22 protein-coding genes are annotated in these 22,534 nt (G+C 66.9%); 13 read left to right on the plus strand and 9 right to left on the minus strand.

Translation table 11 applies throughout. The features are described 5' to 3' along the window. Positions 1-270: 270 nt before the first annotated feature. From BM009_RS13660 to BM009_RS13670, 3 genes are all read left to right on the plus strand, one after another. Positions 271-2,490: a transglycosylase domain-containing protein gene (locus BM009_RS13660; RefSeq protein WP_254772287.1), complete on the plus strand. Its 2,220-nt coding sequence runs from the start codon at positions 271-273 to the stop codon at positions 2,488-2,490. A 66-nt stretch (positions 2,491-2,556) separates the two neighbouring features. Then, on the plus strand, positions 2,557-3,426 hold the full coding sequence (locus tag BM009_RS13665; protein WP_093297011.1) for a 3-hydroxyacyl-CoA dehydrogenase NAD-binding domain-containing protein: 870 nt from the start codon (positions 2,557-2,559) through the stop codon (positions 3,424-3,426). Positions 3,427-3,486: 60 nt separating this feature from the next. Then, on the plus strand, positions 3,487-4,266 hold the full coding sequence (locus BM009_RS13670; protein WP_093297012.1) for a TSUP family transporter: 780 nt from the start codon (positions 3,487-3,489) through the stop codon (positions 4,264-4,266). A gap of 561 nt (positions 4,267-4,827) precedes the next feature. Here the strand turns inward: BM009_RS13670 and ispG are convergent. Beyond that, positions 4,828-5,952, minus strand: coding sequence for a flavodoxin-dependent (E)-4-hydroxy-3-methylbut-2-enyl-diphosphate synthase (gene ispG, locus BM009_RS13675; protein WP_093297344.1), 1,125 nt, complete (start codon positions 5,950-5,952; stop codon positions 4,828-4,830). A gap of 285 nt (positions 5,953-6,237) precedes the next feature. Between ispG and BM009_RS13680 the strand changes: the two genes are divergently transcribed. From BM009_RS13680 to BM009_RS13700, 5 genes are all read left to right on the plus strand, one after another. Continuing rightward, on the plus strand, positions 6,238-7,185 hold the full coding sequence (locus BM009_RS13680) for an isoaspartyl peptidase/L-asparaginase family protein (RefSeq protein WP_093297014.1): 948 nt from the start codon (positions 6,238-6,240) through the stop codon (positions 7,183-7,185). Between the two features lie 94 nt (positions 7,186-7,279). Beyond that, positions 7,280-9,169: a M61 family metallopeptidase gene (locus BM009_RS13685; protein WP_093297015.1), complete on the plus strand. Its 1,890-nt coding sequence runs from the start codon at positions 7,280-7,282 to the stop codon at positions 9,167-9,169. A 35-nt stretch (positions 9,170-9,204) separates the two neighbouring features. Next, positions 9,205-9,744, plus strand: coding sequence for an inorganic diphosphatase (gene ppa, locus BM009_RS13690; RefSeq protein WP_093297017.1), 540 nt, complete (start codon positions 9,205-9,207; stop codon positions 9,742-9,744). A gap of 8 nt (positions 9,745-9,752) precedes the next feature. Beyond that, a complete protein-coding gene (locus BM009_RS13695; RefSeq protein WP_254772288.1) occupies positions 9,753-10,409 on the plus strand; it encodes a DUF1345 domain-containing protein in 657 nt (218 codons plus the stop codon). 41 nt (positions 10,410-10,450) lie between these two features. After that, positions 10,451-11,596 carry a CehA/McbA family metallohydrolase gene (locus tag BM009_RS13700; RefSeq protein WP_093297018.1) on the plus strand — a complete coding sequence of 382 codons (1,146 nt, stop codon included), beginning with the start codon at positions 10,451-10,453 and terminating at the stop codon, positions 11,594-11,596. 18 nt (positions 11,597-11,614) lie between these two features. Here the strand turns inward: BM009_RS13700 and BM009_RS13705 are convergent, their stop codons facing one another. Continuing rightward, positions 11,615-12,358, minus strand: a complete 744-nt coding sequence (locus BM009_RS13705) for a FadR/GntR family transcriptional regulator (protein WP_093297020.1) — start codon at positions 12,356-12,358, stop codon at positions 11,615-11,617. 192 nt (positions 12,359-12,550) lie between these two features. Here BM009_RS13705 and BM009_RS13710 point away from each other — a divergent pair, with 192 nt between their 5' ends. From BM009_RS13710 to BM009_RS22255, 4 genes are all read left to right on the plus strand, one after another. Further along, the gene (locus tag BM009_RS13710) at positions 12,551-14,170 is read left to right on the plus strand and encodes a sodium/sugar symporter (RefSeq protein WP_093297021.1); all 1,620 of its coding nucleotides are present in this window, start codon (positions 12,551-12,553) and stop codon (positions 14,168-14,170) included. Beyond that, the gene (locus BM009_RS13715) at positions 14,161-15,039 is read left to right on the plus strand and encodes a 2-dehydro-3-deoxygalactonokinase (RefSeq protein ID WP_093297023.1); all 879 of its coding nucleotides are present in this window, start codon (positions 14,161-14,163) and stop codon (positions 15,037-15,039) included. The genes BM009_RS13710 and BM009_RS13715 overlap by 10 nt, the downstream gene beginning before the upstream one ends. Next, positions 15,036-15,659 carry a 2-dehydro-3-deoxy-6-phosphogalactonate aldolase gene (locus BM009_RS13720; RefSeq protein WP_093297024.1) on the plus strand — a complete coding sequence of 208 codons (624 nt, stop codon included), beginning with the start codon at positions 15,036-15,038 and terminating at the stop codon, positions 15,657-15,659. Before BM009_RS13715 ends, BM009_RS13720 begins: the two co-directional genes overlap by 4 nt. A gap of 164 nt (positions 15,660-15,823) precedes the next feature. After that, on the plus strand, positions 15,824-16,234 hold the full coding sequence (locus BM009_RS22255) for a hypothetical protein (RefSeq protein ID WP_139216619.1): 411 nt from the start codon (positions 15,824-15,826) through the stop codon (positions 16,232-16,234). A gap of 191 nt (positions 16,235-16,425) precedes the next feature. On the opposite strand, the gene BM009_RS13730 is transcribed toward BM009_RS22255, so the two are convergent. Genes BM009_RS13730 through BM009_RS13740 form a run of 4 tightly spaced genes read right to left on the minus strand, consistent with a single transcriptional unit; the run spans position 16,426 to position 18,240 of the window. Then, a complete protein-coding gene (locus BM009_RS13730; protein WP_064310348.1) occupies positions 16,426-17,478 on the minus strand; it encodes a ribonucleotide-diphosphate reductase subunit beta in 1,053 nt (350 codons plus the stop codon). A gap of 5 nt (positions 17,479-17,483) precedes the next feature. Then, a complete protein-coding gene (locus tag BM009_RS22260) occupies positions 17,484-17,690 on the minus strand; it encodes a hypothetical protein (protein ID WP_139216620.1) in 207 nt (68 codons plus the stop codon). After that, on the minus strand, positions 17,687-17,908 hold the full coding sequence (locus BM009_RS13735; protein WP_093297027.1) for a hypothetical protein: 222 nt from the start codon (positions 17,906-17,908) through the stop codon (positions 17,687-17,689). Before BM009_RS13735 ends, BM009_RS22260 begins: the two co-directional genes overlap by 4 nt. Next, positions 17,905-18,240 carry a hypothetical protein gene (locus BM009_RS13740; protein WP_093297029.1) on the minus strand — a complete coding sequence of 112 codons (336 nt, stop codon included), beginning with the start codon at positions 18,238-18,240 and terminating at the stop codon, positions 17,905-17,907. The genes BM009_RS13735 and BM009_RS13740 overlap by 4 nt, the downstream gene beginning before the upstream one ends. Positions 18,241-18,338: 98 nt before the next feature. On the opposite strand from BM009_RS13740, the gene BM009_RS13745 reads away from it, so the two are divergent. Continuing rightward, positions 18,339-18,602 (plus strand): DUF2171 domain-containing protein, encoded by a 264-nt coding sequence (locus BM009_RS13745; RefSeq protein WP_093297031.1) that lies wholly within the window; start codon positions 18,339-18,341, stop codon positions 18,600-18,602. Between the two features lie 173 nt (positions 18,603-18,775). On the opposite strand, the gene BM009_RS13750 is transcribed toward BM009_RS13745, so the two are convergent. The 3 genes from BM009_RS13750 to BM009_RS13760 form a co-directional block, all read right to left on the minus strand. After that, positions 18,776-19,270 carry an endonuclease domain-containing protein gene (locus tag BM009_RS13750; protein ID WP_093297032.1) on the minus strand — a complete coding sequence of 165 codons (495 nt, stop codon included), beginning with the start codon at positions 19,268-19,270 and terminating at the stop codon, positions 18,776-18,778. Positions 19,271-19,279: 9 nt separating this feature from the next. Beyond that, positions 19,280-21,169 carry a ribonucleoside-diphosphate reductase subunit alpha gene (locus tag BM009_RS13755; protein WP_093297034.1) on the minus strand — a complete coding sequence of 630 codons (1,890 nt, stop codon included), beginning with the start codon at positions 21,167-21,169 and terminating at the stop codon, positions 19,280-19,282. A gap of 436 nt (positions 21,170-21,605) precedes the next feature. Then, complete coding sequence (locus BM009_RS13760) at positions 21,606-22,487, minus strand: AraC family transcriptional regulator (RefSeq protein WP_093297036.1); 882 nt, start codon at positions 22,485-22,487, stop codon at positions 21,606-21,608. Between the last annotated feature and the right edge of the window lie 47 nt (positions 22,488-22,534).

The following is a 22,534-nucleotide window of genomic DNA, read 5'->3' on the forward strand; positions in this document are numbered from 1 at the left end:
AAGGCGCGAAGAAGTTTTTGCGCGCAGAGGCGCGGAGAGCGAAGAGGGGGCGTCGCCAGCGCGCAGCGCAGGAAAGAGACGGGTTGAGGAGATACAGCCTGCTTCGCATGCGGCCCGCCTCTGCGTTCTCTGCGCCTCTGCGCGAAACGCACTTCCTTCTTCCTCGCGCCTTCGCGCCTTCGCGCCTTCGCGTGAACGGAAAATGCCCGCGCCCTGCCAAATACTCCGTGTGTTATTGCGATAACACAGATAGTCGGCTAAGGCGTTGGCATGGCGCGCGAGCCCGGCATTCCCGATAGTCGATTCCCGTTGCGGCGCGATGGCGCCGACGACGATGTGGCACAACCCCAGGGCTGGCGTCCGCAGGGCCGGCGCGACAGGCGCGAGCCGATCTGGCGGCCCGGCATGGGCGCGGGCGAAAGCGCCGCGCCGCACGAGCCCTATCGCGGGGGTTACGGCGCAGGTGGCGGCTTCGACGGCGGAGACGATCTGCCGCCCGTCACGCCGGCAAAGCGCCGCATCCGCTGGGGCCGCTGGATCGTCCGCGGGCTTGCCGTGTGCATCCTGCTGTTCATCGCCGCGGTCGCCTGGCTGGCGATCACCGCGCCGCTCTCCAAATCGCTGCGCCCGCCGGCGCCCCCCTCGATCACCCTGCTCGCTGCCGACGGCACCCCGATTGCGCGCCGCGGGGCGGTGATCGGCAAGCCGGTCGACGTGTCCAAGCTGCCCGATCATGTCGCGCAGGCCTTCATCGCGATCGAGGACCGGCGCTTCTACAGCCATTGGGGCGTCGACCCACGCGGTATCGCCCGCGCGGCGTTCCACAATGTCAGCTCGGGCGGGGGATCGCAGGGCGGCAGCACGATCACCCAGCAGCTCGCCAAGAACGCGTTCCTCAACTCGCGCCGCACCTTCGGGCGCAAGGCGCAGGAAGTGCTGATCGCCTTCTGGCTCGAGGCGTGGCTGAGCAAGGACGAGATCCTCTCGCGCTACCTCTCGAACGTCTATTTCGGTGACAATGTCTACGGCCTGCGCGCCGCCGCCCAGCATTATTTCTCGACCACGCCCGAGCATCTGACGCTGAGCCAGGCGACCCTGCTCGCGGGCCTGGTCAAGGCCCCGAGCCGGCTCGCCCCCACCGGCAATCTCGACGGCGCCCGCGAGCGCCAGCGGCTGGTGATCGGCGCGATGCAGGAAGCCGGCTTCATTACCGAGGCCGAGGCGCGGCGCGTGCGCCCGGCTGTCCTGCACGTGCAGGACAGCGACGAGACGCTGCCCAACGGCACCTATTTCGCCGACTGGGTGCTCCCCGAAGCACGCGACCGCGCCGGCGGCGTCGCCACCGAGCAGACGGTGACCACCACGCTCGATACGCGGCTCCAGGCGGCGGCCGAGCGGGTGATCAAGGCCTCGGGCCTAGGCAAGGCGCAGGTGGCACTCGTGGCGATGCGGCCCGACGGGCGGATCGTCGCGATGGTCGGCGGGCGCAACTATGCCGCCAGCCCGTTCAACCGCGCCACCCAGGCGCGGCGCCAACCGGGCTCGGCGTTCAAGCTGTTCGTCTATCTGGCGGCGCTCCGCTCGGGGATGACGCCGGACACGATGGTCGACGATACGCCGGTGCAGATCGGCGACTGGAAACCCTCGAACAGCGACGGCCGCTATGCCGGCCGCATCACACTGCGCCAGGCGATGGCCAAGTCGAGCAATGTCGTAGCTGCCCGGCTGATCCAGAAGCTCGGCGTCGGCCGCGTCACGCAGGCGGCGCGCGACCTCGGCATCTCCACCCCGCTCGGCAACGACGCCTCGATTGCGCTCGGCACCTCGACCGGTTCGCTGCTCGAGCTGACCGCGGCCTATGCGGCGGTGGCGAACGGCAGCTATCCGGTGCGCCCGCGCGGGCTCGACGAAGAAGAATCGGCCGACGACTGGCTGGCGCGCCGCCTCGGCGGACCGAGCCGCTTCGACGAACGGCTGCTCGAGGACTTGCGCTCGATGCTCGGCACAGTGGTGCAGAACGGCACGGCGCGGGCGGCGGCGCTGCCGGTGCCGGCGTTCGGCAAGACCGGCACGACGCAGGACGGGCGCGACGCGCTGTTCGTCGGCTGGGCGGGCGACCTCGTCGTCGGCGTGTGGATCGGCAATGACGACAACAGCCCGGTCTCGGGTGCCTATGGCGGCGGGCTGCCGGCGCATATCTGGCGCGACTTCATGGTCCGCGCGCTCGGCCTTACCCTGCCGCCGGCGCCGGTCGAGGAGGACAATGCGACCGACGACAACGCGATCGGCCTGGACGAGGTGCTGAACGGCGCGGGCGTGCAGGTCGACCAGGACGGCGTCCAGCTGGACCTGAACCGCGTCCGCGAGCTGGTGCCCGAGGGCGAGGCGCGCGACGCGATCCCGCGCAACGTGCGGATCCCGGTGCCGGGCAGCAACGCCGATCGCCGCCGCCGCGATCCCCCGCGCGACGATCCCGACGGCGAGGAGTGATCCCGGCGCTGGCCCTCTCCGGCGCGACTGGGTAGGAGGGCGGCAACAGAGTTTCAGGAGACGGGCATGAAGACGGTAGGCGTGATCGGTGCGGGCCAGATGGGGGCGGGCATCGCCCAGGTATCGGCGCAGGCGGGCTATGCCGTGCTGCTGTCCGACGTCGACCAGGCGCGCGCCGAGGCCGGCAAGGCAGGCATCGGCAAGCAGCTCGCCCGCGCGGTCGAGAAGGAAAAGATCACCGCCGCGGATGCCGAGGCCGCACTCGGCCGGATCACCCCGATCGGCGACCTCGCCGCGATGGCACCGTGCGACCTGGTGATCGAAGCCGCGACCGAGCGGGAGGCGATCAAGCGCCAGATCTTCGAGACCGTCGGCAAGGCGCTGGGCAGCGAGGCGATCCTTGCCAGCAACACCTCGTCGATCCCGATCACCCGGCTGGCCCAGGCGGCACCCGATCCGGCGCGCTTCATGGGCGTGCACTTCTTCAATCCGGTGCCGGTGATGGGCCTGATCGAGCTGATCCGCGGCCTCGCCACCAGCGACGCGACGGTGGGCGCGGTGGAGGCGTTCGGCCAGTCGCTCGGCAAGCGGATCGTCCATGCCAATGACGCGCCCGGCTTCATCGTCAACCGCGTGCTGATGCCGATGCTCAACGAGGCCTGCTTCGCGCTCGGCGAAGGCGTGGCGACGATCCCGGACATCGACGCGGCGTGCCAGCTGGGGCTCAACCACCCGATGGGACCGTTCACGCTCGCCGATTTCATCGGGCTGGATACCTGCCTGGAGATCACCCGCGTGCTGTTCGAAGGCACCGGCGACCCCAAGTTCCGCCCGGCGCCGCTGCTGGTGAAGTACGTCGAGGCCGGCTGGTACGGCCGCAAGACCAAGCGCGGCTTCTACGATTACACCGGCGCGGAACCCGTGCCGACGCGGTGATCTGAACGGCGATGGCGCCGCTGGGGTTCCCAATCCACCGGCGCCACGATAGCGGGTCGCATGCACGTCACCATCGAGGCGATTTCCTTCCTGCTGCTGATCGCCTTCCTGGCGGGCGGGGTCGATGCGATGGCGGGCGGCGGCGGGCTGCTTACCATGCCGGCGCTGCTCGCCGCGGGCGTCCCGCCGGTCGCCGCCATCGCGACGAACAAGCTGCAGAGCACGATCGGCACCGGCTCGGCGGTGCTCGCCTTCTTGCGCGCAGGGCGGATCGACGCCAGGGCGTTCGCGCTGCCCGCCATGGGCGCCTTTGCCGGATCGGCGCTGGGGGCGACGATCGTCCAGCATATCGATTCGAGCTTCCTCGCCGCCTTCGTGCCGGTGCTGCTGATCGCCATGGGCTTCTACTTCCTGCTCGCGCCCCGGATGAGCGAGGAGGATCGCCATGGCCGGCTGGGGCGCACCGGGCTGACGCTGGTGTGCACGGGCATCGGCTTCTACGATGGCTTTTTCGGCCCCGGCACCGGATCGTTCCTGACCACTGCGCTCGTCGCGCTGGGCGGGCTTGGGCTGGTGCGGGCGATCGCCAACACCAAGTTCCTCAATCTCGCGACCAACATCGCCGGTCTGCTGGCGATGATCATCGGCGGCAAGGTGCTGTGGCTGCTGGGCTTGGGCATGGCCGTGGCCAATATCGCCGGAAACCAGCTCGGCGCCTGGGCGGCGCTCCGCTTCGGCGGGCGGGGCGTGCGCCCGCTACTCGTCATCATGTCCTTCGCGCTGACCGCAAAGCTGCTGGCGAATCCGGACAATCCGCTCTGGCAATGGCTGCGCAGGTAACCGTCGACGCTAGGTAGCATTGCCGAGTGCACCGTTCGCCCCGGCAATAATCTATAAACCATGAGTATTCTGGTGCGGGGGGGGCGCCACTGTGGAGCAACCGCACGTTGTGCCCCCGCCCTCTCAGGACGGTGCTCGCGTTCCTGCTGCTGACGATCACCGGTGTGCCCGCGCCGACTTTGCCGACCCGGCTCCACCGGCCCGCAGCGGCTGAGCTAGCGGCTGTTGTACAGCGGTGCCGACCTGATCAGCCGCGTGGTGCGTTCGGTGTGGGTGCGGGGGCAGCCGAGCGTCGTCGGCGCGCTCAACGGCACCCCAGCTCCTTCGACCTGCGGCAGAATTTCTGCGGGGTCTATCGCTGCGTCTCGGGCGAGATCGGCTTCCACTACTGGAGCGGGGCGCAAGGGCCTGAACGCGGTGACCAGTAACCGGTGGATGTTCGATCCGCGCGGGCTCGCCACCACCGCAACCGCGTCGGTGTTCTCCGAGGGCGCGAAGAACGGGGAGGCGGGCAGCCTGCTCTATACTACCGGCTGTAAGCGCGTGCCTGCGGGCGGCGGATCACTCCGCCGCTTGCGCCGGCTCCGCGTTTGCCGCTTCGATTTCGGCAGCTTTGGCCTCGACCAGCTGGACGATGTGATTCAGCATGTCGGCATCCTCGACCGTGTGGTCGGTGAGCCCGGACAGATAGACCATGTGCTTGCCGTTGCCGCCGCCGGTGAGGCCGATATCGGTCTCGCGCGCCTCGCCGGGGCCGTTGACGACGCAGCCCAGCACCGAAAGCGACAGCGGCGTGCGGATATGCTGGAGCCGTTCCTCCAGCGCCTGGACGGTGCGGATCACGTCGAAGCCCTGGCGCGCGCAGCTGGGGCAGGAGACGACGCGGACGCCGCGGTTGCGGATGCCGAGCGACTTGAGGATCTCGAAGCCGACGCGCACTTCCTCCTCGGGCTCGGCCGAAAGGCTGACGCGGATGGTGTCGCCGATGCCGAACCAGAGCAGCGAGCCGATGCCGATCGCCGACTTGACCGTGCCGCCGACGAAGCCGCCCGCCTCGGTGATGCCGAGGTGCAGCGGGCAATCGACCGCGTCGGCCAGCTGCTGATAGGCGGCGACGGCAAGGAACACGTCGCTCGCCTTCACCGCCACCTTGAATTCGTGGAAATCGCGGTCCTGGAGCAGCTTGATGTGGTCGAGCGCGGATTCGACCAGCGCCTCCGGGCAGGGTTCGCCGTACTTCTCCAGCAGGTCCTTCTCGAGGCTGCCGGCGTTGACGCCGATGCGGATCGCGGCACCGTTGGCCTTGGCGGCGTTGACCACCTCGTTCACCCGGTCGGCCGAGCCGATATTGCCGGGATTGATGCGCAGGCAGGCGGCGCCGGCATCGGCGGCTTCCAGCGCGCGCTTGTAGTGGAAATGGATGTCCGCGACGATCGGCACGCGTGCGGCGCGGACGATCTGCTTGAGCGCGGTGGTGCTCTCGACGTCGGGGCAGGAGACGCGGATGATGTCCGCGCCGGCTTCCTCGCAGCGGCGGATCTGGTCGATCGTCGCCTTCACGTCGGACGTCGCGGTGTTGGTCATCGTCTGCACCGTCACCGGCGCATCGCCGCCAACGGGGACGTTGCCCACCATGATCTGACGGCTTTGCCGCCGGACGATATCGCGCCAGGGTCGTACGGACATGGGGCGCATATAGGCGCATCGGGGAGGCAGGGCTAGGGCGGAAGCGAGGGGGTTTGTAGCCTTGGTTCTAGCGTATCCTCCCCCGCCAGGGGGAGGTGGCGCGCGAAGCGCGACGGAGGGGGAGGATGCCAGAACCTCTCGGCCGTCGTGCTTCCTCCCCCTCTGTCAGGCCTGCGGCCTGCCACCTCCCCCTGGCGGGGGAGGATGCACTTGGGGCCGCGGCTTGGACCCTCCGCCTGATCTGCTAGGGGACGGCGCAAATCATAGCCTCAGGAGCCCGCAGCCATGTCCACCGCCACCCCCGAGCCCCGCTGGACGCTGATGATCCATGGCGGTGCCGGCAGCATGCGGCGCGGTACGCTCTCGCCCGAGCAGGAAGCCGGTGCCGAGGCGGGCCTTAACGCCGCGCTCGATGCCGGTGCGGCGGTGCTCGAAGCCGGCGGCTCGGCGGTCGACGCCGTGCAGGCGGCGGTGCAGGTGCTGGAGGATGATCCGCACTTCAATGCGGGGCGGGGTTCGGTGTTCACCTGGGAGGGCGGGCACACGCTCGACGCCGCGATCATGGACGGCACCACCCGTGCGGCGGGCGCCGTCGCGGGATCGACGACCACGCGGCACCCGGTCGCGCTCGCCCGCTCGGTGATGGAGAAGAGCCGCCACGTCCTGCTCGCCGGCGAGGGTGCGGACCAGTTCGCCCGCGAGCAGGCGCTCGAGCAGGTCGAGAACAGCTGGTTCGGCACCGCGGAACGCCGCCAGCAGCTCGACTCAATGAAGGGCGACACCGCGCGCGGCGGCTTCGACGTCGACATGAAATACGGCACGGTCGGCGCGGTGGCGATGGATTCGCAGGGTCACGTCGCCGCCGCCACCTCCACCGGCGGGCTCACCGGCAAGCGCTGGGGGCGGGTGGGCGATTCGCCGCTGATCGGCGCGGGTACCTATGCCGATGACCGCGCCTGCGCGGTCTCCGCCACCGGATCGGGCGAGTTCTTCATCCGCGAGGGCGTGGCGCACGAGATCTGCGCGCGGATGCGGTTCACGGGCGAGACCGCCAAACAGGCCGCCGATGTGGTGATGGCCGATGTGAAGGCGATGGGCGGTGTCGGCGGCGTGATCCTCATTGCGCCCTCCGGCGAACTGGACTGGAGCTTCACCACGCCCGGCATGTATCGCGGCAGGGCCTCGGCGGGCGGCGAGCGCGTCGTGGCGATCTACGAGGATCGGCGCGACTGAACCCCCTTGCCTCGCGGAAATTCGCGAGCAACAATATTGCCCGATCCGCGCCGTTTCGCGTTCGCGAAGATCGTTCAAAAGGGGCCGTCACATCATGGTTCGTGCCATTTCGTTCGCCAGCCTGTTGCTGGCCACCACCGCGCCTGCGCTCGCGCAGAATTCGATGCCGCAGCCGGTGCCGATCGTCGACACCATCCCGGCGGCGCGCGACGTGGCGTATCCCGGCACGCTCAAGATCGAAGTGGACGCGACCGATACGGTGCGCGGCATCTTCCGGGTGCGCGAGACGATCCCCGTCGCCAAGGCCGGCCGGCTGACCCTGCTCTTCCCCGAATGGCTGCCGGGCAAGCATGGCCCCCGCGGCGAGATCGAGAAGCTGGCCGGCCTACAGATCAAGGCGAACGGCAAGCGCATTCCCTGGACGCGCGACACGGTCGACGTGTTCGCCTTCCATGTCGACGTGCCCTCTGGCGCCAAGACGGTCGAGGCCGAGTTCCAGTTCGTCTCCGCGACCGACGGCAACCAGGGCCGCATCGTGATGACGCCCGAGATGATGAGCGTGCAGTTCAACTCGCTCAGCCTCTATCCGGCGGGCTATTTCACCCGCCGCATCCCGATCCAGGCGACGGTGAAGTACCCCGAGGGCTGGACCGCCGCCGGCGCGGTGCCCGCCAAGGTGACGGGCTCGACCTATGCCTATGAGACCACAAGCTACGAGATCCTGATGGACTCGCCGGTGATCGCGGGCCGCTATTATCGCAAGTTCCCGCTCAGCGATCGGGTGACGCTCGACGTGGTGGCGGACAGCGCCGACGAGCTGGAGGCCAAGCCCGAGCAGATCGAGGCGCACAAGCGGCTGGTCGATCAGGCCGTGAAGACCTTCGGCGCCCAGCATTACGACCATTACCACTTCCTCCTGTCGATCAGCGACAAGATGGGCGGGATCGGCCTCGAGCATCACCGCAGCTCGGAAGACGGCGTGGGACCGGGCTATTTCACCAAATGGGCCGAGCAGGCCGGTGCACGCAACCTGCTGCCGCACGAATATACCCATAGCTGGGACGGCAAGTATCGCCGCGGCGCCGAGCTGTGGACGCCCGATTTCCGCATGCCGATGCGCGACCAGTCGCTGTGGGTGTACGAAGGCCAGACCCAGTTCTGGGGCTATGTCTTCCAGGCGCGCTCGGGCCTCGTCTCCAAGGAAGAGACGCTGGAAGGCTATGCCAACATCATGGCGAGCCTCGACAATCGCGCTGGCCGCCAGTGGCGCCCGATGATCGACACCACCAACGATCCGATCATCACCGCCCGCGCCCCCAAGGGCTGGACCAGCTGGCAGCGCAGCGAAGACTATTACAACGAAGGCCTGCTGGTGTGGATGGAGGTCGATTCGGTCCTCCGCGAACAGAGCAAGGGCACCAAGTCGATCGACGATTTCGCGCGTGCCTTCTTCGGCGGCCGCGACGGCGATTATGGCGAGGTGACCTATACCTTCGACGACGTGGTCAAGACGCTGGAGGGCATCCAGCCCTATGATTGGCGCAAGCTGCTCACCGCGCGGCTGCACGACGTGTCCGAACACGCGCCGCTCAAGGGCTTCGAGCGCAACGGCTACAAGCTCGTCTATAGCGACGTGCCGAACAAGATGGGCCGCCCGGGCACTGCCGACCTCAGCTATTCGCTGGGTCTCGCGGTCGGCAAGAAGGGCATCGCGGGCGTGATGTGGGATGGTCCGGCGTTCAAGGCCGGCATCACCGTCGCCGACGAGATCGTCGCGGTGAACGGCCGCGCCTATGCCGTCGACGCGCTGATCGATGCGGTGAAGGCCGCCAAGGGGACCAAGGCGCCGATTCGCCTGACGCTAAAACGGGACGATAGTTACCGAGAGGTTGCCATCGACTATCATGATGGGCTGCGCTATCCGCATCTGGTCAAGTCGGTTGATGGAGAGGCTGGCCTAGACAAGCTGCTGCAAGCTCGCTGAGACGGGCGGGGCTGCCAACCAAGGTTTAGAGAAACATGCGCATCGATCTGATTCCCATTGGCGATGATCCGCCGAACAACCTGAACGTCATCATCGAAGTGCCGGTTGGCGGCGAACCGGTGAAGTATGAATTCGACAAGGCGAGCGGTGCGCTGTTCGTCGATCGCATCCTGCACACGCCGATGCGCTATCCGGCGAACTATGGCTTCGTGCCGCACACGCTGTCGCCCGACGGCGACCCGCTCGACGCGCTCGTCATCGCCCGCTCGCCCTTCGTTCCGGGCTGCGTGGTGCGTGCGCGCCCGATCGCGGTGCTGAAGCTGGAAGACGAAGCCGGCGGCGACGAGAAGCTGGTCTGCGTGCCGGTCGACAGCACCTTCCCCTATTATGCGGACGTGGGCGAGCGCACCGACCTGCCGACGATCGTGCTCCAGCAGATTGAGCATTTCTTCACCCATTATAAGGACCTCGAGTCCGAGAAGTGGGTGCGGATCGGCAATTGGGGCGATGCCGCCGAAGCGCGCCAGATCGTCCTCGAGGCGATCGAAGCCGCGAAGAAGGCCAAGGCAGCCTGAGCCAGAAAGTGCGGCGGGGCGGGGCGCGACCCCGAGGGGTCGGCAACGTCCTCGCGCCGCCGCGCTTCCTCGCCTTTGCCGCGACGACGCTCGCGGCGGGCGTCTTCCTGGTGCCGCATTTCGGCATCCGGATGGGGGCGATGATCGCCTTCGATATCGGCGCGGCGCTGTTCCTTGCGCTGTGTATTCCGATGCTCAAGCACCAGTCCGATGCGATGCGGCGCTCCGCCTGCAACAACGATGCGAACCGGCTGGTGCTGCTCGGCATCACCGGTGCCGTCACCGTCATCATCCTGATCGCGATCGCCAGCGAGCTGATGGAGCGCAAGGCGCCCCAGCCCGCGCAGCTTGCGTTGATCCTCGGAACGCTGGGTCTCAGTTGGACCTTCAGCAACGCCGTCTATGCGCTGCACTACGCCCACCTGTTCTACAGCGAGGCACCGGGTGGGCGGGACCGGGGCGGGCTGGAGTTTCCCAAAACGCCCGAGCCCAATTACTGGGACTTCATCTATTTCGCCTTCTGTCTGGGCATGACCTTCCAGACCAGCGACGTTTCGATCGAGACGCGGCAGCTGCGCCGCGTGGTGACGCTGCACTGCCTCGCCGCCTTCGTGTTCAACCTGGGCGTGGTGGCCTTCACGATCAACGTTCTCGGCGGTAGTTGAGGCGCCGGGCGTCCGCCCGACACCAGCCTGCCGGAGAATCCATGTTCCGTGTTGCCGCCCTCGCGCTCGCCGCGCTGCTCGTGCCTGCCGCCGCGTCTGCCCAGACCAACGACAAGTTCGTCGTCGCCAGCCCGACCGAGGGTGTGTGGATGAAGGGCGACCTCCACGTCCATTCGCGCCACAGCAAGGATTCGACCAACCACCCCGAGGCGCGGATCATCGGGGATGCGGAGCGCGCGGGCTTCGACTTCCTGCTGATCAGCGACCACGACAACCATGTGGATGGCGACGTGGCGCACAACAGCTGGAGCGATCCCGAATTCCGCTCGGGCAAGCTGCTGCTGCTCTACGGCGCGGAGTGGACCACGGTGCGCGGCCATGCGGTGATCCTGTCGGCCAGGCCCTATGACCACAAGAAGCTGTTCGACATTCGGGATGCCCGCGACGTGCAGGTGCAGAAGGTGAAGGATGGCCTGGGCGTCCATCTTTCGGCCAATCACCCGACCAACAAGGATCATTTCGGCTATTCCTACGACCTGGTCGATTCGATCGAGGTGTGGAACACCGTCCGTTGGGCGCCGAACAAGACCAACCTGATGGTGTGGGACGACATGCTCAGCTCCGGCCGCAAGATCGCGGCGCGGGGCGGCAGCGATTCGCATCATGGCACGGTGCCGGGCAGCACCGCGCCGCAGGCGGTCGAGGCGAACGCCAACAATATCGGCACACCGACCACCTGGGTGTTCGCCCCCGCCCGCACGCGGGAAGCGGTGATCGCCGCGATCGGCCGCGGGCGCGCCTCGATCAGCGCCAATCCCTATGCGCCGCGGGTGGAACTCACCGCCGACCTGAACGGCGACGGCAAGGCGGACATGCTGATGGGCGACAATGCCAGGGCGCCGGCGGGGCCGGTGCGCTTCACCGTGAAGCTGGCAGGCAAGCGCGAGGACGGCGCCTATCACGTGCGCGTGGTGAAGAATGGGGACGTGTTCGCCACGCTCGACATCGGCGCGGACGGCAGTGTCGGCTTCGCCGACACGCCTGATGCCAAGGGCCGCAGCTATTACCGCGTCGAGGTGGAGGGGCCGCAGACGCCCTATCCGGGCGTCGACAATTTCGCCAAGGTCGCCGGGCCGATGGTGGCGATCTCCAACCCGATCTTCTTCAACTTCGATCCGGCCTTCTGACGCCGACCGGGCAAGGAGTCAGGCCGCCGCGCCCGCCCCTTCGACCGTATCGATCAGCTCGACCACGTCGCCGATGAGCGTGCGCATCGCGATGCGGGCGGCGGTATAGTCCTTGGCGGCGATCGCATCGCGGACCGCGGCATGGTCGGCCACGCTCGCGCTGCGGCCCTTGATCCGGTTGGTGAAGCGGATCGAGGTGCGCAGCGCGGTCGCCACCATGTCGCGGAACTGGGCGTAGAAGGGATTGCCCGAGGCGCGGAGCACCGCGACGTGGAAGGCGATATCGGCATCCAGCGTATCGTCCAGCCCGCGCTCCGCCGCTTCCATCCGGGCGAGCCCGGCCGAGATCCGCTGCAGATCCTCGGGCGTGCCGAACTGCGCGGCCAGTGCCGCGGCTTCGGGCTCGATCGCGATGCGCAACTGGCTGAACTGGCGGAGCAGCTCGACCGAGAATTGCCGCTCGAGCAGCCAGCGCAGCACGTCGGTGTCGAACAGGTTCCACGACGAGGCCGGCTGCACCACCGTGCCCTGGCGCGGGCGCGCGCTCAGCAGACCCTTGGCGGTGAGCATCTTCACCGCCTCGCGCGTCACCGATCGGCTGACGCCGTGCTGCTTGGCCAGCTCGGCCTCGGTGGGAAAGGCTTCGGTCTCGTAGCGGCCGGTGACGATCGCGCGGCCTAGCGCGTCGAGCATGCCATAGGTGAGGTTGCGGCCCAGCCCCGAACGGACCGCATCGGCAGGGAGGGAAGGAGAGGTGGACATCCTCGCTATTGCTTTCCTGTTCTTGTCCGTGCGACGCTGCGCACGTCGGCATCGTTGCGCCCATGGTACTCCAGGCGCGTTGCTGGACAACCCCGATAAATAAGATAAATGAAGATGCGAACCCTGCATTGGGGCGGGGAGGGGCAAGACGCGCGGGCCATGCCGTTCGCGCCGGCACCGGCAGGAGTGGGCATGAGTCTATCCAACATCGATCTGGTCGTGGTGATCGTCTATGCGATCGGCATCTTCGGCCTCGCGCAATGGGTGAGCCGCGACAAGGCGGGCGCCACCAAGGATTCGAGCGACTATTTCCTCGCCTCGAAGAATCTGCCCTGGTGGGCGATCGGCGCCTCGCTGATCGCGGCGAACATCTCGGCCGAACAGATCGTCGGCATGTCGGGATCGGGCTATGCCATCGGCCTCGCCATCGCCTCCTATGAATGGATGGCGGCGCTGACCCTGCTGATCGTCGGCAAGTTCTTCCTGCCGATCTTCCTGCGCAACGAAATCTACACGATGCCGCAGTTCCTGGAGCAGCGCTTCGGGCCGACCATCCGCACCGTGATGGCCGTGTTCTGGCTGATCCTCTACGTGTTCGTCAACCTCACCTCGATCATCTGGCTCGGCTCTATTGCGGTGACCCAGGTGGCGGGCGTCAACCAGGACGTGGCGCTGATCGGGCTGGGTGCGTTCGCCTTGCTCTACCAGCTGCGCGGCGGCCTCAAGGCGGTGGCGCTGACCGACATCGTCCAGGTGACGCTGCTGGTGCTGGGCGGGCTGGTCGTCGCCTATCTCACGCTGACCAAGATCGGCGGCGACAGCGGCGTGATCGGCGGGTTCCAGGAGCTGACGCGGCGCGTGCCGGACCATTTCGATATGATCCTCTCGCCCGACAATCCCCACTACAAGGACCTGCCCGGCATCGCGGTGCTGGTCGGCGGCATGTGGATCGCCAACCTCAGCTATTGGGGCTTCAACCAATATATCATCCAGCGCGCGCTGGCGGCGAAGAGCCTCGCCGAGGCGCAGCGCGGCGTGGTGTTCGCCGGCTTCCTCAAGCTGCTGATGCCGGTGGTGATCGTGCTGCCGGGCATCGCCGCGGTGGTGCTGGCGCCCAACCTCGCAAAGCCCGACCAGGCCTATCCGACGATGATGGCGCTGCTGCCCACGGGCCTGCTCGGCCTCGTCTTCGCGGCGCTGATCGCGGCGATCATCGCGTCGACCGCCTCCAAGATAAATTCGATCGCGACGATCTTCACGCTCGACATCTACGCCAAGCTGAAGGGCGTGCAGAGCCGCGCGGAGGACGGTGCGCACAAGGCCGGCTATGAAACGCACCTCGTGCGCGTCGGCCGGATCGCGGCGGTGGTCTCGATCATCATCGCGATGTTCACCGCCCGCCCGCTGCTCGGCAGCCTCGACCAGGCGTTCCAGTACATCCAGGAATTCTCCGGCTTCGTGACGCCGGGCATCACCGTCATCTTCCTGCTCGGCCTGTTCTGGCCGCGCGCGACCGAGGCGGGAGCGCTGGTGGGCGCGGTCGCCTCGGTGGTGCTGAGCTTCGTCTTCTGGTTCCCGGCCAAATGGGGTGGGATCGAGGCGCTGAACGCGGTGCCGTTCATCAACCGCATGGGCATCGTGTTCCTCGCCTCGCTGGCGCTGGCGGTGATCGTGTCGCTCGCCCGTCCGGCAGCCGGGGGCAGCAACCGCATCCGCATGGAAGGCGTGCGCTTCAACACCACCACCGGCTTCAACATCGCCGCGGCGGTGATCGTCCTCATCCTGATCGGGTTGTACGCGACATGGTGGTAAGCTTTTCCGGCTCCTTCCTCGCGGTCGACTGGGGCACGACCAACCGTCGTGTCTTCCTGGTCGAGAACGGCGCCGTCACGCACACCGAGCGCGACGACAAGGGCGTGACCTCGGTCACCGACTTCGCCGCCGAGGCTGCCGGCATCCGCGCGCGCCACGGCGACCTGCCGCTACTGATGGCGGGCATGGTTGGCGCCAATATCGGCTGGGCACCGGCGCCCTATGTCGCGGCGCCCGCAGGGATCGCCGAGCTGGCGGGTGGGCTGCTCTGGGTCGAGGAGCGCAGCGCGATCGTGCCGGGCGTCTCGACCTTGGTCACCGGGCGGCCGGACGTGATGCGTGGCGAGGAAGTCCAGCTGCTCGGCGCGGTGCGGGCGGGGCTGGCGCCCGCCGATGCGCTGCTCGTCCAGCCCGGCACGCATTGCAAATGGGTGGAGATGGCGGACGGCCGCATCGCCGACTTCACCACCGCGATGACCGGCGAGCTGTTCGCCACGCTGCGCAAGCACGGCCTGCTGGCGGCGCAGCTCTGCGGCGAAGTCCATGTCGGCGCGGCCTTCCATGCGGGGGTGGAGGAGGGGCGCAAGCGCGACCTCGCCGCCTCGCTGTTCGGCATCCGCGCCGCAAAGATGCTGGGCGTGCGTGACGATGCCGATGCGGCGGCCTTCGCCAGCGGGCTGCTGATCGGCAGCGACGTCGCTGCGCGGCTCGAACATGCGGGCCACGACACCGTCCATATCCTGGCCGACCCGATGCTGGGCGGCCTCTATGCCGCCGCGATTCGTACGCAGGGCCGCGAGGCGGTCATCGCCAGCAGCCATGACGCGTTCCTCGCGGGAATCCTTGCCATTGCGGAGCAGATTGCATGAGCCACATCGCCGAATTCGACGCCGCCTTCGCCCGTTGCCCGCTGATCGCGATCCTCCGGGGCGTGAAGCCCGATGAGGTCGAGGTGATCGGTGACGAACTGGTCGCGGCCGGCTTCACGCTGATCGAAGTGCCGATGAACTCGCCCGAGCCGCTGGAGAGCGTGTCGCGGCTCGCCAAGCGCTTCGCCGGGCGTGCGGTGATCGGCGCGGGCACGGTGCTGCGGGTGGACCAGGTACAGGCCGTGGCGGACGCCGGCGGCACGATGATCATCTCGCCCAACGCGAACCTCGACGTGATCCGTGCGAGCGCCGCGGCTGGGTTGGTCTCGCTGCCGGGCATCATGACCCCGAGCGAGGCTTTCGCGGCGCTCGACGCGGGCGCGACCGCGCTCAAGCTGTTCCCGGCCGAGGCGGCGAGCCCGACGGTGCTCAAGGCGATGCGCGCGGTGCTGACCGAGGCGCGGATCCTGCCGGTGGGCGGCGTGTCGCCGGACACGATGGCGCCGTGGCAGGCCGCCGGCGCGCCGGGCTTCGGTCTGGGCTCGGCGCTCTACAAGGTGGGGATGACCGCCGAACAGGTCGGCGCCAATGCGCGGGCGTTCGTCGCGGCGCTGGGGTGACCTTAGTCCCTCCCTTCTTAGTCCCCCTCCCGCTTGCGGGAGGGGTTAGGGGAGGGTGAGAGAGGGCAGCGGGCGATCCGCTAAATTAGGTCGTAGACTCACAAATCTGGAGTTTCCGAAACCGCCCATTTACGGACGTTCGCCATCGATCGTATGGTACTCGCGTGACCACTCTCACGCTCTATCGGCCAATCGGCACCGTAGAAGCCGCGCTGATCGAGCGAGCCGGATGGCACTCCTTTCCCGCTATGCCGTCAGGTTTCGGCTTCTACGCATACGCGCAACCCGTAGCTGATCCGAGAGATTGGCCAGCACAGGTGGCGGATATCGAATGGTTTGAGGCACTCGAGTACGGTCAAGAAGAAGTTGTCCTTAGCTGGCAGGCGTGGGGCAACGCGCCCGAAGAATATTTCGTCGTGTGGTTCGACGTCGACGAAAAACTTTGCCCTCGCTTGCACGTTCCGTTGGACGTCGAGACGGTGAACCAAAACCTGATCGGTCCGATACAAGTCTGCGCTCGATACAGTCCGTCTGAAGTTTGGATTCATCCGCGCCTGCGTGATGCAATTGCATGACCGCTCTCCACCCAATCTCGGACGTCCGGGCCGGTTCCAACAGCGGTCGTTTATGCGTTCACGACCTAGGCTCCGTCCTCGCACCGTCCCCCGAGTACTGCCCGCTTCTTCAGCGTCAGCCCTCGCTTCCAGCACACACCCTCCCCCTACCCCTCCCGCAAGCGGGAGGGGGTAAGAAGAGGGCCGCGCGCTTACTCCGCCGCGATTCCCGCCTTGGCAAACATGTCGCCTTCGATCGCGTCTTCGTTGGCGATGGTGCTGGTCTTGGCCTGGCGGCGCTTGTCGAAGCTGTCCCACACTTCGTTCCACTGGCCGCGCGTCGCCGCCTTCGAATATTCGGTCGCGCGCGTCTCGAAGAAATTGGCGTGCTCGACACCGTTAAGCAGCGGGGCGAGCCAGGGCAGGGGGTGCTCGTCGATCATGTAGATCGGCTTGAGGCCCAACTGGCCCAGCCGCCAGTCGGCGATGAAGCGGACATATTTCTTGATGTCCTTCGGCGTCATGCCGTTCACCGGGCCCATTTCGAAGACGAGATCGATGAACGCGTCCTCGATGCGGACGGTCTTCTGGCACATGTCCAGAATGTCGTCGCGCACGCTCGGCGTCATACAGTTCCGTTCCTTGCAGAAGGTGTGGAACAGCTTGATGATGCCTTCGCAGTGCAGGCTCTCGTCGCGGATCGACCAGGTGACGATCTGGCCCATGCCCTTCATCTTGTTGAAGCGCGGGAAGTTCATCAGCATCGCGAAGCTGGCGAATAGCTGCAGCCCCTCGGTAAAGCCGCCGAACATCGCCAGCGTCTTGGCGATATCCTCGTCGGTATCGACGCCGAAAGTGCTGAGGTAATCATGCTTGTCCTTCATCTCCTTGTACTGGAGGAAGGCGCTGTATTCGGTCTCGGGCATGCCGATCGTGTCGAGCAGGTGGCTGTACGCCGCGATGTGCACCGTCTCCATGTTGGAGAAGGCGGTGAGCATCATTTTGATCTCGGTCGGCTTGAACACGCGGCCGTATTTTTCGTGGTAGCAATCCTGCACTTCCACGTCGGCCTGGGTGAAGAAGCGGAAGATCTGGGTGAGCAGGTTGCGCTCGTGATCGGTCAGCTTCTGCGCCCAGTCGCGGCAATCCTCGCCCAGCGGCACTTCCTCCGGCAGCCAGTGGACCTGCTGCTGGCGCTTCCAATATTCATAGGCCCAGGGATATTCGAAGGGCTTGTAGGTCTTGCGGGCTTCGAGAAGCGACATGGGGATTACTCCGAGACGAATTTGATGAGAGCGAAGACGACCCCGACTGTCGCGAGGCCGATGAAGAAGATGCCGAACGCGCGAACGGTGCGCGGATCGGAGGCTGGCGGAGTGCCTTTGCCGAGATAGGTTGCTGGCCGCAGCACCATGTGTGCGCCTGCAGTCAAGGTCCCGATTACGCCACAAGCGGCGATTACCGAATCCATGTTCACGCCGCCCCTCCCGCGCTCGCAAAGGCCAGCGCGAAGCCGGTGAGGAACAGGCCGAGCGCCACCAGCATCATGCCACCGATCCGCAACGCATAGGTCGCGTGCTCGCTGGCTTCCATGCGCAGCAACGCCCGCGCCGCCGAAGGGCGGAGGAGGACGATCAGTCCCGCCGCGCCCGAAGCGATGCCGAGGCCGGCCTGTATGACGAGGGTACGGGTCATTGGTCGATCACGCGTCCACGAACGGTCTTCATCCCATCGCGCACGACGACCCGCTCGCGATAGACGACCTTGCGGCCACCCTGCGCGCCGACGCCGAGGAACACCACGCCGATGAAGAAGCCGAAATCATACCAGCCGCCATTGTTCGGCACCGCATAGACCGCGACCTCCGGGAACAGCAGTGACAGCCCCCAGGCCACGGGGAAGATGAAGCCGTGCCACAGCCCGAGCAGGAAGCCCGGCGCCTGCGGGGCCACGGCGCTCGGCACCTGGTGCGCGCAGGCCGTCAGCAGGCCAAAGGCGGCGAGGGCAAAGGCGGCGCGGCGCTTCATGCGGCTATCCCTAGGTATGGCAGACGTCCCTTTGTGCAATGTGCATCGTTTCGCGACCGCGTGCGTTCGGTGCGCGAACCCCAAGTAGGAGAAGACCCATGGCAGATCTCAGCGCAATCAAGGAACATATGGAAGTCATCGGCGCCGACGGCGTCCATGTCGGCACCGTCGACCATGTCGATGGCGGCCGCATCAAGCTGACCAAGAAGGACTCGGCCGCCCAGGTCGAAGGCGCCGAGGGCAGCCATGAAGGCCATCACCACTACATCCCGGGCGGCTTGGTCGCCGAGGTCGAGGGCGACAAGGTCCGCCTGTCGGCCAACGCCGATGTCGCGGCCGAGCTGTTCGAAGAAGAGGCTTGAGCCGTTAAGCGGAAGGTGTGAGTCCCCCTCACCCTTCCGCGGCTTCGCCGCTCCCTCCCTCTCCCACAAGGGGAGAGGGAGCTGGGGCGCACCACTCCCTCTCCCCTTGTGGGAGAGGGAAGGGGCCCGCCGCCGCAGGCGGTGGGAAGGGTGAGGGGGACGCGTGCTCATGCTCATGCTTGCAGCCCGGCATCCACATGCCGCGCAATTTCCGCGAGCACGCCATCGAGGTTGGTCATCACCTCGTTGTTCCAGAAGCGCAGCACCCGATAGCCTTCGCCGTTCAGGAACCGCGTGCGCACCGCATCGCGATCCAGACTCACGGCATGAGTCGCATCGTCGACTTCGACGACGAGCTTCGCGCCATGCGAACAGAAATCAGCGTGATAGACACCCATCGGCACTTGCCTGCGAAACCTTGCGTGCGGGAGTGCGCGGCGTAGCGCTGCCCATAATGTCCGTTCGACGGGGCCCGCATCGCGGCGATGTGCACGCGATCGGGTAGCGGTAGTGGACGGAAGAAGCTGGCGCTTGGTGAGACCTTCGGCATTGCCGCGGGGCTTTGGATGGCCCCGGGTCCCCCTCACCCTCCCACGCTGCTCCGCAGCGCGGGCCCCTCCCTCTCCCACAGGGGGAGAGGGGTTTTCAGCGGCGCCGCGTTCCTCCATCCCGGTTCCTCACTGGCAGGCCAGGCATTCGTCGTAATCGGTCGACTCACCCAGGTCGAACTTGGGCTTCTCGATCGTGTTGTCGGCTTCGACCCCGCCCGCGAAGCCGGCGCGCTGCACCGACTTGGAGCGCAGATAGTAGAGCGACTTGATGCCCAGCTCCCAGGCGCGGAAGTGGAGCATCAGCAGGTCCCACTTTTCCACGTCCGCCGGGATGAACAGGTTGAGCGACTGCGCCTGGTCGATGAACGGCGCGCGATCGCCCGCCAGCTCGAGAATCCAGCGCTGGTCGATCTCGAAGCTGGTCTTGTACGTGTCCTTCTCTTCCGGCGTCAGGAAGTCGAGGTGCTGGACCGAGCCGTTCTGTTCGAGGATCGAATTCCACACCGCGTCGGAATTCTTCGACTTCTCCTTGAGCAGCTTCTCCAGATACGGGTTGCGCACCGAGAAGGAGCCGCTGAGCGTCTTGTGGGTGTAGATATTGGCCGGGATCGGCTCGATGCAGGCGCTGGTGCCGCCGCAGATGATCGAGATCGACGCGGTCGGCGCGATCGCCATCTTGCAGCTGAACCGCTCCATCACGCCCATGTCGGCGGCGTCGGGGCAGGGGCCGCGCTCGACGGCGAGCGCCATCGAGGCTTCGTTCACCTGCGCGCTGACATGCTTGAAGATGCGCAGATTCCAGCTCTTCGCCATCGCGCCTTCGAACGGGATGCCGCGCGCCTGGAGGAAGCTGTGGAAGCCCATCACGCCGAGACCGACCGAACGCTCGCGTGCCGCCGAATAGCGGGCACGGGCCATCTCGTCGGGCGCGCGCTCGATATAGTCGGTCAGCACATTGTCGAGGAAGCGCATCACGTCCTCGATGAACAGCTTGTCCTTGTTCCACTCGTCCCAGGTCTCCAGGTTGAGCGAGGACAGGCAGCACACCGCGGTGCGATCATTGCCGAGATGGTCACGGCCCGTGGGCAGCGTGATTTCCGAGCACAGGTTCGAGGTCGAGACCTTGAGGCCCAGATCGCGGTGGTGCTTCGGCATGGTCGAGTTCACATGGTCCGAGAACACGATGTAGGGCTCGCCGGTGGCGAGGCGGGTCTCGACCAGCTTCTGGAACAGCGCGCGCGCATCCACCGTGGCGCGGACCGAGCCGTCCTTCGGGCTCTTCAGCTGCCATTCGGCGCCCTCGCGCACCGCTTCCATGAAGGCGTCGGGGATCAGCACGCCGTGGTGCAGGTTCAGCGCCTTGCGGTTGAAGTCGCCCGACGGCTTGCGGATCTCGAGGAACTCCTCGATCTCCGGGTGCGAGATGTCGAGATAGCAGGCGGCCGAGCCGCGGCGCAGCGAGCCCTGCGAGATCGCGAGCGTCAGCGAATCCATTACGCGGACGAAGGGGATGATGCCGCTGGTCTTGCCGTTCAGGCCCACCGGCTCGCCGATGCCGCGCACGCTGCCCCAATAGGTGCCGATGCCACCGCCGCGCGAGGCGAGCCAGACATTCTCGTTCCAGGTCTGGACGATGCCGTCCAGGCTGTCCGGCACCGAGTTGAGATAGCAGCTGATCGGCAGGCCGCGGCCCGTGCCGCCGTTCGACAGCACCGGCGTGGCCGGCATGAACCACAGCTTGGAGATGTAATCGTACAGGCGCTGGGCGTGCGCCTGATCATCGGCATAGGCCGAGGCGACGCGGACGAACAGGTCCTGGTAGCTTTCGCCGGGGAGCAGATAGCGGTCCTTCAGCGTCTCCTTGCCGAAATCGGTGAGCAGCGCGTCGCGCGCATGATCGACCTCGACCGGATAGGGCTGCGGCACGATCGCCTTGCTGTCGAGCGCCTTGCTGGCGGGGGCGGCTTCGATGGTGGCGGTCTCGTTCACGCTGGTCTCACTATCTCTGAATTCCATACCTCGGACCCCTGTCTTCTGCGTCACGCAACAACCGACTCGGGGCACGGTAGCGATCGTAGCACCAGCCGGGTTTGCGCGAGAACAAAAAGTGTCCATCGGCCCGGCGCCCGGCACGAATCTGCCCATGCCGCATTTGGGGATGCGAACGATGGGTTACCAGTGCTTGGGCTTGCCCCTTGGTGCGACCACTACAGATTGTGCCAATCCGAGTCCGGGCACAAGAGCGGAAATCACGGAGGAATGCAACGGCTCGTCGCTGAAATGACTCGGCTCGTGGCACGCCGGAGACCCCGAAAAGCGCGCGACGCACGGACCTTCCTTGCCTCCGGAAAAGGCAAGGGAACGAACGCGGAACTGCAAATAAATTTTGGGGGATGAATCACGGTCGCCACAACCGCTGGTGGCTGTGGCGGCGCAAGCTGCACCATGGAGGCTATCGAAGCGGCAGATAAAGCTCGGTCACGGCCGCATGCTCGGGCACGTCGGGGAAGAAGGCGACGCGGCGGGCGAAGAGCGGGAAGTCGCCCGGCTCCTCGCCGCTCTCCGGCAGCCATTCGCGATAGAGGAACAGCGCGGCGGGTTCGAGGTCGTCGGCCTGGCCCACCACCCGCAGCATCGCGCAGCGGCTGGCCGGGATCAGCCCGGGTTCGATGCCGTGCGCCGGGTCGGCCACGGGATGGGCGGTGCCGGCGCACAGGTCGAGGCGGTAATCCTCGGGCGGGGTGGTGCGCGGGTCGGTATGGAAGATGGTGTAGGTCGCGCTGGCCGGCGGACGGTGGGCGGTGGTCTTGCGCCAGGTGATGAAGCGGCGGATCGTGTCGCCGAGATGGGCGGGGTCGCCGCGGTGCGTCAGGAACGCCACCGGGGTGGCGGGGAAGTCGAGCGTCGTCACGTCGGCACAGGTGAATCGGGTCTGCATCGTCTGGCTCCTTGCTTGGGTGAGCGGCGCGAGGGCCGCGTGCCAGGGGTGCCAGTCCGGCGCCGCGCGGAACTGCGAGGGCGCCTGGCCGAAGCGCTGGCGGAAGGCGCGGGCGAAAGCCTCGGGCGATTCATAGCCGGCATCGAGCGCGATGCCGGTGATCGGCTCGCCGGGCCGATAGGCGAGGCGGTACGACGCCCGCTTCATCCGGACGAGCTGGACATAGCGATGCACCGATAGGCCGAACAGCGCGCTGAACTGGCGGTGGAAATGATGCTTGGAAAACGCCGCGACGCCCGCCAGCGTCTCCAGGTCGAGGTCCTCCTCGGCATGCGTGTCGACATGGTCGAGCACGCGCTGCATGCGGGCATGGTAGCGGGCGAGCGGCGTCTGCATCTATTCCTCCGTGGCGACGCCTTCCTAGAGGGCGGGAATGCCCCCCG

The sequence above is a fragment of the Sphingomonas sp. NFR04 genome, assembly GCF_900114095.1.
GTDB lineage: Bacteria > Pseudomonadota > Alphaproteobacteria > Sphingomonadales > Sphingomonadaceae > Sphingomonas.

Excerpts from the sequence above, each read along its gene's own strand:
- BM009_RS13665 (WP_093297011.1), top strand. The coding sequence starts at position 2,557 with ATGAAGACGGTAGGCGTGATCGGTGCGGGCCAGATGGGGGCGGGCATC.
- BM009_RS13740 (WP_093297029.1), bottom strand. The coding sequence starts at position 18,240 with ATGAAGCGCCGCGCCGCCTTTGCCCTCGCCGCCTTTGGCCTGCTGACG.
- BM009_RS13670 (WP_093297012.1), top strand. The coding sequence starts at position 3,487 with ATGCACGTCACCATCGAGGCGATTTCCTTCCTGCTGCTGATCGCCTTC.
- BM009_RS13750 (WP_093297032.1), bottom strand. The coding sequence starts at position 19,270 with ATGGAGGAACGCGGCGCCGCTGAAAACCCCTCTCCCCCTGTGGGAGAG.
- BM009_RS13715 (WP_093297023.1), top strand. The coding sequence starts at position 14,161 with ATGGTGGTAAGCTTTTCCGGCTCCTTCCTCGCGGTCGACTGGGGCACG.
- BM009_RS13745 (WP_093297031.1), top strand. The coding sequence starts at position 18,339 with ATGGCAGATCTCAGCGCAATCAAGGAACATATGGAAGTCATCGGCGCC.
- ppa (WP_093297017.1), top strand. The coding sequence starts at position 9,205 with ATGCGCATCGATCTGATTCCCATTGGCGATGATCCGCCGAACAACCTG.
- BM009_RS13720 (WP_093297024.1), top strand. The coding sequence starts at position 15,036 with ATGAGCCACATCGCCGAATTCGACGCCGCCTTCGCCCGTTGCCCGCTG.
- BM009_RS13710 (WP_093297021.1), top strand. The coding sequence starts at position 12,551 with ATGAGTCTATCCAACATCGATCTGGTCGTGGTGATCGTCTATGCGATC.
- ispG (WP_093297344.1), bottom strand. The coding sequence starts at position 5,952 with ATGTCCGTACGACCCTGGCGCGATATCGTCCGGCGGCAAAGCCGTCAG.
- BM009_RS13705 (WP_093297020.1), bottom strand. The coding sequence starts at position 12,358 with ATGTCCACCTCTCCTTCCCTCCCTGCCGATGCGGTCCGTTCGGGGCTG.
- BM009_RS13685 (WP_093297015.1), top strand. The coding sequence starts at position 7,280 with ATGGTTCGTGCCATTTCGTTCGCCAGCCTGTTGCTGGCCACCACCGCG.
- BM009_RS13760 (WP_093297036.1), bottom strand. The coding sequence starts at position 22,487 with ATGCAGACGCCGCTCGCCCGCTACCATGCCCGCATGCAGCGCGTGCTC.
- BM009_RS13660 (WP_254772287.1), top strand. The coding sequence starts at position 271 with ATGGCGCGCGAGCCCGGCATTCCCGATAGTCGATTCCCGTTGCGGCGC.
- BM009_RS13730 (WP_064310348.1), bottom strand. The coding sequence starts at position 17,478 with ATGTCGCTTCTCGAAGCCCGCAAGACCTACAAGCCCTTCGAATATCCC.
- BM009_RS13755 (WP_093297034.1), bottom strand. The coding sequence starts at position 21,169 with ATGGAATTCAGAGATAGTGAGACCAGCGTGAACGAGACCGCCACCATC.
- BM009_RS13700 (WP_093297018.1), top strand. The coding sequence starts at position 10,451 with ATGTTCCGTGTTGCCGCCCTCGCGCTCGCCGCGCTGCTCGTGCCTGCC.
- BM009_RS13735 (WP_093297027.1), bottom strand. The coding sequence starts at position 17,908 with ATGACCCGTACCCTCGTCATACAGGCCGGCCTCGGCATCGCTTCGGGC.
- BM009_RS13680 (WP_093297014.1), top strand. The coding sequence starts at position 6,238 with ATGTCCACCGCCACCCCCGAGCCCCGCTGGACGCTGATGATCCATGGC.